This is a genomic window from Streptomyces sp. NPDC048002, assembly GCF_040653275.1.
Taxonomy (GTDB): Bacteria; Actinomycetota; Actinomycetes; order Streptomycetales; family Streptomycetaceae; genus Streptomyces.
Genome location: NZ_JBEZNL010000079.1, coordinates 1 through 8,537, shown reverse-complemented (window position 1 = coordinate 8,537; position 8,537 = coordinate 1). Strand labels below are relative to the sequence as shown.

Genomic DNA, 8,537 nt, shown 5'->3' with positions numbered 1-8,537 from the left:
CAGTTCGACGCCGAGATCCGGCGCGTCGTCTGCACTACCAATGCGATCGAGTCGGTCAACGCTCGCATACGGAAAGCCGTTCGGGCCCGCGGGCACTTCCCGAACGAGGCCGCAGCCCTCAAATGCGTCTACATGGCCGTCATGAGCCTCGACCCCACCGGCCAGGGACGCAAACGCTGGACCCTGCGCTGGAAGCCCGCCCTGCAGGCTTTCGACATCGCCTTCGACGGCCGACTCTCCATCGGCCGCCGCTAAAACACAACACCCGAGTTACACCGTTGGCTGGACAGACCCCACCCACCCGAACCAAACGATCACGTTCGGAAAGCGGATAACGTCTCAGACCGCGGACGGACACCGGACCGGCGACATACCCCGGGAGAGCCAGCCCCTGAGGGCGGCAGACGGTTCACGAGTCACCCGGCACGGTGTCCTACGGCACGCTACGAGCGGCCAACCCGACCGCGTCCCGCTACCCCCATACAAGTCGGCGGTTCACCCACCGTTGACATAGAGCCACACGGCCCGCCAGAAAAACTGGCGAGCCGTGAATAGACACTGAGACTACACTACGGAAATTTCGGGTACTTTCGCAGGGTTCCCGTAGGTTAGAACCTTGCAAAGCGCAACGCGCAATCGCTCGAAATCCACCTCGGGGTCGATATCCAGTTCAATCTCCGCGGCAGGGAGTTCAAGCTCCCCGACAGCCTCCGGCGTGAATCTGAATCGAATCTCGCGCGACGAGATCGAGACCCTAGTTAGCCCCCCGTAGTGAACACCTCCAGTTTCATTGAGGATGCAATAGCTGTCGAGTTCCAACTGACGCGATTGCTCGTCGGGGGGAGTCAGTGCGGCCTGAAAGATAAGATGACCACTTTCGCCGCTTTGGTCTTCGGCCAGACCAACAATAAAGCATGAATCGGGAAGATTTTCTTCCGCGGTCACGACTCTGACGAGCCAGTCAAGACGACTCATTCACCCTCACCCAGTAGACCAAGTCTTGCCGTCCCAAACGTACACGAACGTGGACCCAGTCTCTGCAGCGTTGCGACGCATGGACCCTTGGCACTGCGTACAAGGCGGCTTCGTCCCGTAGATGGTCACCGTGTCGCCAGGGTCCACAGGCGCCAGGTTGGCGTAGCGGTCACCGCCTATGTGCACCGTGGCCGTCCCTCCAGACATTCTTCCAGTCCTGGCCTCTGTGTGGGTTGCCTGTGAATTGTTAGGAAAGCCAAGGGCAGCCTCTTCTGGCGTTTGACTTCCGCTTCGCACCGAGTACGCGTTGACCAGTGCACCTTTAGAGTTTCGCACCTCGACGAGTGCCCAGTGAGTCGATTTCGTCGTCGCACCGACAATGCTTCCCGCGAATGTTTTGTTCGATTTCCCAAAAGCAGGCCTATGGCTAAAGATCGCCGCGATAGCACTCGGCACCTGATAGGGGTCACCAGATATGTCGTATCCATGACTCGCCACCCAGTTGTCAAACTGAGCGCCGTAATCACATCCTGGCGATCCAGGTCCTCCACCGTTTCGGCAGTCACCATCAAAGAGCCACCCACCGTACTCGGCCAGGTGCGGGACATTACTTACGGCGCCGTAGAATAGTTCACCCGTCGTTTGACAGAAGCCTGCGAAGATCCCCCACGAGCCGCACCCTTCAGAATCTCCGGACTCCTGCTCGACCTCGTCGCTGGCGAGGATTTCATTCATTTCGGCTTCCGCATGGTCGGCGCAGGAGCCGGTGCATTCCACTCCGCCCATGTCTATTCTGACCAGGCCGCTGGGGTCGGAGAAGTTGACGGGGTCGTTGTGGCTGTAGCTGTAGGCGGAGAGGTTTTGCGGTTCGTAGGGGAGGCTGAGCGGGTCGGGGCTGAGGAAGCGTCCGAGGTGGGGGTCGTAGGCGCGGGCGCCGAGGAGAGAGAGGCCGGTGCTGGTGTCTTCGGTTTTGCCGAGGAAGCCGTGGTCGGTTCCGGCGGGCAGGGTGCCGCTGCGTTCGTCTCCGAAGGGGGTGTAGCGGCGGCGGGTCGTGGTGCCGGTGGTGGCGTCGACGGCAAGCTGGGTTGAGGCCTGGGTGTCGGCCATCAGGTAGGTGAGCTTGCCGCCTGCGGCTGTGGTGTCCTGCGTGGTGCGCATGGCGACGACCGAGGTGCCGCTGGTGTAGTAGCGGGTTGCGGTGACCTTGATGCCGTCGGTGGTGCGCAGTTCCATGCCGCCGATGGTGGCGACGGTTTCTTGGGGGGTGGTGCGGATGAGGCGGTTGCCGTCTGCGTCGTAGGTGTAGCGGGTCAGGCGGCTGCCGGCGGAGTCGGTGGTGGTGACGGTGGAGAGCTGGCCGAGTTTGGTCCAGTCGTAGTCGGTGGTGGTGCCGGGGATGGTGCGGGTGTCCATCCGGCCGGCGTCGTCGTAGGTGAAGGTCTCGGTGCCGGTGGTGCTGCCGCCGGTGACGGTGTTGATCTTGCGGACGCCGTGCGGCCACTGCGCGTTGGCCGTGGTCCAGGTGCCCGCGTCGTCGTAGCCGGGGTAGAGGTAATCGCGCTTCGTGGCCTGGCCGGTGCTGTTGGTGTCTGTGACGGATTGGAGGTTGCCGAGGCGGTCGTAGGCGTAGGCCGTCTGGTAGGGAGCCGACCCGGTGAAGTCCGAGCCGCTGTTCGCGGTGCAGGCGCCGGCTTCGGCGCGGGTGTAGGCGCTGCTCAGGCGGGCCTGGTCGTCGTAGCGGAAGCACTGCGACTGGGCGGTCTGGCCGTCGGCCTGCTCACGTAGTTCAGTGAGCTTGCCGTCGTAGTCGTAGGTGTAGAGGTCCTCCTGCCTCTCACTGGTGAACCTGCCCACGGTGGTGTTGGTAGTGATGCTCTTCAGCCAGCGGGTGCCGTTGGCGTAGGAGTAGTCGTACGAGCGCTGCGCGGCGACACCGCTCAAGGGGCCGGTCGGTCCGCCGTAGGTGCGGTCAGTGAGCATGCCGTAGGCGTCGTAGACCGTTGCCCGTACGTAGGTCTCCTGGTCGGAGGCCAGGCGGGTGGGCTGGCCGTAGCCGTTGTAGGAGGCGGTGACGGTTTCCGCGTCCAGCCCGCCGGCCTGCGGATATGTGACGGAGGTGACGTGGTCCGCGGCGTCGTAGGTGGTTGAGGAGGTGTAGTTGCCTGCAAGTCCGGTCACTGCGGCGGGGATGCTGACGCTGGTGGTCAGCGGCCGTCCTCGCTCGTCGAACGCGCCGGTCTTGACGGTATAGGCGTTGCCGTCCGTGTCCCAGCTGGTCGCCGACGTGATCTGGCCCTTGCCGCCAGTCACGCCGAGGCCGTCCCAGGTCCAGGAGGCGAGCGTGTTGGTGCCGCTGCTCACGGACGTCTTGCGGCCCAGGTTGTCGTAGCCGTAGGTCAGGACCGTTCGTGGCTCGTTGGTGGTCTCGTCGAAGTTGCTGCGGGTCTCGCTGATCTGCCCGTTGTCGTCGTATGCCGTGGTGGAGATGCCCGCGTCCGGGTCGTCGGTCCTCGTGCGCTGTCCGGCCCAGTCGTAGGTGTATGTCGTGTCATTGCCGCGCGGATCGGTGATCCGCTGCAGCGCGCCGGTGGCCGTGTACTGGTACTGCGTGGTGAAGGTGGCGCTGCCGTTGTGCTCCACAACCTTCGATGTCTGCCCGTACACGTCGGTGTAGGTGGCCACCGCGCCGGAGGTGGAGGGGGTGACGGTGGTGTAGTCGCCGTGGTAGGCGGTCCGTATCCGGCCGTAGGGCGTGACTGTGGCACTGGTTCCGTCACCGGCCATGATCCGGGACTCGGTGGTGCGTCCGGCCCAGTCAAGGACCAGGTCGGTGTAGGAGGGCAGGTCCTCGACCTTGGAATTGACCGGGCCTCCCGAACCCGCAGTCCCCTGGTTGCGGAAGAGCGCGGAGGTGCCGGTGACGTTGCCTGCCGTGTCGTAACGGACGACCGCGACCTTCCGGTTGGGGACCTCCTCACCCGTGGAGGGATCGGTGCCGTAGATGGTCGGCTCCTGCGTCTCGCGTGACCGGCCCAGGGCGTCGGTGTAGGCGTAGGAGGACAGGTAGGTGCTGCCGGACTGCAGGATATGACTGGCCACGCGCGGGAATCCGTCGACCGAGTCCGGGACACCGCCGCTGTTGGTCGAGGTGGGGATGGTGTAGCTGAACTTCATCGACGGTGAGGTGCCAGTCTCGGTCGGCCTCCACACCTCGGTCGTCCGGCCCGCCGCGTCCAGTGTGATCCTGGTGACGTTTCCGTTGGCGTCCGTCGTCTTGTAGGGCACGCCCCAGAACCGGGACTTCCACACGGTGGTGCTCAGCGCGCCGCGCAGATCAGCGAGGTCCTTGGACGGCTTGGGGGTTGTGGTGGTGACACCGTCCAGCGGCCAGGTGTTCTCGGGGCTGTAGGTCGTGGTGGTGCGGTTGCGGTCGGCGTCCTCGGCCCAGCGCATCCGGCCCGCGTCGTCGTAGCCGAACCGTGCCGTCTGGTAGGCGCCGGCCGAGGTGTAGGTGCGGGTCTGGGTGGGGTTGCCGTCCACTGGGTTGTTGCCGGCCACGTCGGTGGCGCCGTCGTAGAGCGTGACGGCGTAACCGTCCTGGTTGTTCGCGGCACGGTTGGAGCAACCGGTCGCGTAATGGCGGGTCTCGTCGACCAACACCATCCACCGCTGGATGCTTGTGCTGCCCAGCAGGTCCGTGTTGTAGGCGCGGCCGAAGGTGGTGCACCGGTTGTCGGCGACGCCCGCCTCACCCTGGTCGTTGACACGCAAAGGCAGACCATAGGTGGCCGACGTCGCTGTGGAGGCGTCGAACTCGTTCTCGACCACGTGGGTACGCCAGCCGGACGAGGTCCGGGTCTCGGTGGTGGTCTTCGACTCGCGTACGAAGCGGGCATCGGGCAGACCCACGTACTGGGAGGTGTTGTGCGTCCAGTACGAGTGGAAGACCCGCTGGTGCGAGCTGCCCGTGTCGTCGCGCTTCGACGTCTCGATGGTGCGGCCCTGCAGCCACGGCGAGTCCGTGTACGAGGTGCCCTCACCGTCCGACACCGACACGGAGCGCTTGGCCGAGGGGTCGGACTTGGAGGTGCGGTCGCCGTCCAGGCCGCGGTAGAGCCAGTGGAAGGTGGAGTGCTTGACCGCGCCACTGCCCGAAGTGACCTCGACCTTCTGGTAGCCGCGCCAGTCCGACCATGATTCGTCCGCATCCGCGGTGAGCGGGTCATTCGTGAAGCGCCAGCCGGCCCCGCCCACATAGTCGTAGGTGGTGGTCATCTCCGGGGCGCCGTCCTGGTTCGTGGTCACCGTAGGGTCGACGGTCACCTTCTTGACCAGGAACTTCTTGAACCAGCCGGTTCTCGCCTCGGTTTCACCCTCGGGAGTCCACTTCTGCCAGTAGCAGTCCTTGGTGTTCGATGACTGGCTGGGGAGCGCGTCGATGCTGCACGCGTTGGCCACCCCGTAGTCGACGGTGGTGGTCGCGCCCAGGTCACCGTGGATGGTCTGAATGCGGCGGAAGTTGAGCGCGGCCGAGCCGACCTGGTTGTCCAGGTCGACGCCGTTGAAGTTGATGACGGGCAGCACAATGTCCGTGCCCGTGCCGTACGTCTTGCGCTGTACGTAGTCCAGCCACAGCGTCTTGCCGATCGTGCCCTCAGGATTGGGCAGGCCGTGCTTGGTCTGGTACTGCTGCACCAGATCCCAGCCGTCCGCCGTCGTGTTCAGCACGAACGTCTTGATGTCCCACAACATGTCCTTGCTGAAAAACGTGGGGAAATACGTCTTGCCCGCGCAGTAGTAGTCCGACGACGTCCCGTCACACAGCAGGTCGACGGGAACATCCGGATACGACGAAGGGCTGGACGAGATCGACGGGCACGCACCTGGCTCACTGCGCAGCGGATCCTTGTCCGCCATGCGCTCCACACACCGGCCCACATGCGACAGGTCCACCTTGCCGGTCGGCTTGGAGCCCGCGATCTGCGTGGGCCAGCCGTACTCGATCCGCCGCAGGTAACCCCCTGCGGTGTAGGCACGCGCCTTGTCGGCGTTGGCGACGGACCGGTAGTAGTTCGTCTCCCTGTCGTAGAAGTAGACCGACTCGACCTCGTTGGCGTCCACCGTGCGGTCAAGACTCCACCGCCAGGCCTGCGTACACGGCTCGGGGAACTGCGCATGGCACGGCTCCCCTGCGTCATTGCCGACCACCGGAATGGTGAACACCGAGGACGTCGCCCCGCCGGTGCGCTCGGAGCGGCCCCAGCCGAAGTAGTAGCGCTTGCCGTCCTGGGAGGAGACCACCCAGTACTCGTCGTCCGCCCCGTGCCCGCCCGTCAGATGCTGCACCCGCCAGCCCGGGTCATCCTGCACGTGATACGACCCCGTGCCCGTGTTGTCCTGCACCAGCGCCGACGTCACACCGTTGAGGTTGATGACATAGAGCGCCCCGCTCGGCTCGGCCGACGGGTTGGGCGACTCCCAGCACATGTCACCGATCGTCTTCAGCCCGTCCTGGCTGCAGTTGCGGTACCGGCGCTCGATGAATCCGACATTCAGGTCCCAGCCCATGCCCACCCAGGAGGCCTGGTTGTTCGTCGCCGAGGTACGGCCGTCCACCGACTGCGAGTTGTACGACAGACCCAGCGACGGCGCCGACCCCATCGCCGGCGTCGGCAGACTGACCGGCAGGCTGTAGGTGAAAGCACCGGAACCGGTCGAAACATCCCACGAACCGGTCGGCGACAGGGTCGACGCCCGGTAGTCACCCTGGTCCGACGACGAACCCGTGCTCAGGGCATAGACAGAGGCCGAGGCTCCCTCCAACTGCGTCGACAGGCCGTCCACATCCGGCTCGGCCACCACCGTCGCGGTCAACGTGCCCGACGCCGTGTCGTTCTCCGCGGGCACCACCTCACGCCCGGTACAGCCCTCCGCCTCCGGCGTCTGCAGCGCACACGCGGGCAGCTTCACCAGCAGCAGCCGGGAAGCGAAATCACCGCCGAAGGCGTACTTGAAGCCCGAGTAGTCGATGTCCACCTGCACCTGGCCCGGCGCCTCCACCCCATCGGCACGCGTAACCTGCAGACCCAGACCGATGCCGCCCGCCGGGGCCACCGCCTGCCTGTCCAGCAACCGAACATCGACCTGATCAGGCGAAACCGGGTCCGGCGACGGCGAGGAAGATGCTTCCGGACGCGTCGTCGAAGACTCAGAGGGCTGCGGAGTCTTGGAAGGCTGCGGAGTCTCGGACGGCGTCGTCGCTTCGGCCGAAGGCTCAGCCGCAGCTTCGGGGGTCTGCGTGGCGGCGCTCGCTTCGGGGGACGGCGTGTCCCCGCTCACCAATCGGGACAAACCCAACTGCGCCTCGGGGTCCGTCGGCGCCGGGGCAACCTCTACGACCTCGCCCACATGCGTGCTGGCCTGGTCAGCGGCAGTCGGAGACGCTGACGACGGCTCCGGCGACACCGTTCCCGGTTCCCCAGGAAACGCCTCCGACAGATCCACCGTCGCCTCGGCGGCACTCGGCCACACCGGCTCGGGCAGAGGCTTGCCCATCTCTTCGGCCTGCTGCTCCGGGACTGTCCCCAGCGACTGCGCCGGCACCAACGGCGTGGTGTCGTCCGCCGCCGCCGCAGCCTGCTGCGGCGACACCACCGACACCGTCGACAACAACCCGGCCAGCACCGCACCCGCGACGGTGACAGACAACAAACGCGCACGCCGAGCCAACACTCGAACTCCCACCCCACTTGGCACTCCGGCTGAACCGACCGCGCTCCCCAGCACGATGGAACCAGCTCAACCCAGAAGTTGATCAGTGAAGCCGAACCATACTTTCCGTGAACGGCCTGCGAACAGAGCAGGCAGTAGAAAGGTTCCCGGTGACGTGCATGGGATCCATCACATTCGATCCTAGGTAGTCACGCCATCCGCCCCCGAATGAGCCGAGCCCGGCCCCCTTGCCCCGAGGGCAGACCAGCCACAACTCGCAGGCGATCACAACAAGTTGGGTCGGTACCGGGCACCCAGTCTGGCCATCCCCGATTGACACGGGTCCAGGGTCGAGACGACGCATGCAGCCGAGCCGACCACGAACGCTGCCAGCCATCACCTTTGACCGAAACACCAAGCGTCTTCCGGTATCTCCGGAAGGCGCTGTCGAGGCTGAATAGGTGATATATCGGAGTTGCTGGGGCTCCAGGCACAGGGCGGTCCCGAGATGAAACCGTCGAGCGCTTCGGGACGCCGCTGGATGCCGTGCAGGGGGTGTGTCCAGTAGATGGCTGATCCAGCTTTTTTTGTAGAGGTCAGTTGGCGGCCGGGGTGAGCCGGCCTTCGAAGGCGATCCGGAAGGCGTTCAGGGGTGCCTTCCAGCGCATGGTCCACCGCTTGCGGCCCTTGCCGGTGGGGTCCAGCGACATGAGCGCCATGTAGACGCACTTCATGGCTGCGGCCTCGTTGGGGAAGTGCCCGGGAGCCCGGACGGCCTTGCGGATCCGTGCGTTGACGGACTCGATCGCGTTCGTCGAGCAGATGACCTTGCGGATCTCGACGTCGAAGGA

Annotated in this window: 4 protein-coding genes; 1 reads left to right on the top strand and 3 read right to left on the bottom strand. The window is 65.3% G+C overall.

The genetic code is table 11. The features are described 5' to 3' along the window. On the top strand, window positions 1–255 hold a 255-nt coding region (locus AB0E07_RS39635; protein ID WP_362263305.1), incomplete at its 5' end, for a transposase. A gap of 309 nt (window positions 256–564) precedes the next feature. On the opposite strand, the gene AB0E07_RS39630 is transcribed toward AB0E07_RS39635, so the two are convergent. From AB0E07_RS39630 to AB0E07_RS39620, 3 genes are all read right to left on the bottom strand, one after another. Further along, window positions 565–945 (bottom strand): Imm10 family immunity protein, encoded by a 381-nt coding sequence (locus AB0E07_RS39630; RefSeq protein WP_362263301.1) that lies wholly within the window; start codon window positions 943–945, stop codon window positions 565–567. 36 nt (window positions 946–981) lie between these two features. After that, window positions 982–7,686, bottom strand: a complete 6,705-nt coding sequence (locus AB0E07_RS39625) for an RHS repeat-associated core domain-containing protein (RefSeq protein WP_362263299.1) — start codon at window positions 7,684–7,686, stop codon at window positions 982–984. Window positions 7,687–8,282: 596 nt separating this feature from the next. Next, on the bottom strand, window positions 8,283–8,537 hold a 255-nt coding region (locus tag AB0E07_RS39620), incomplete at its 5' end, for a transposase (RefSeq protein WP_362263296.1).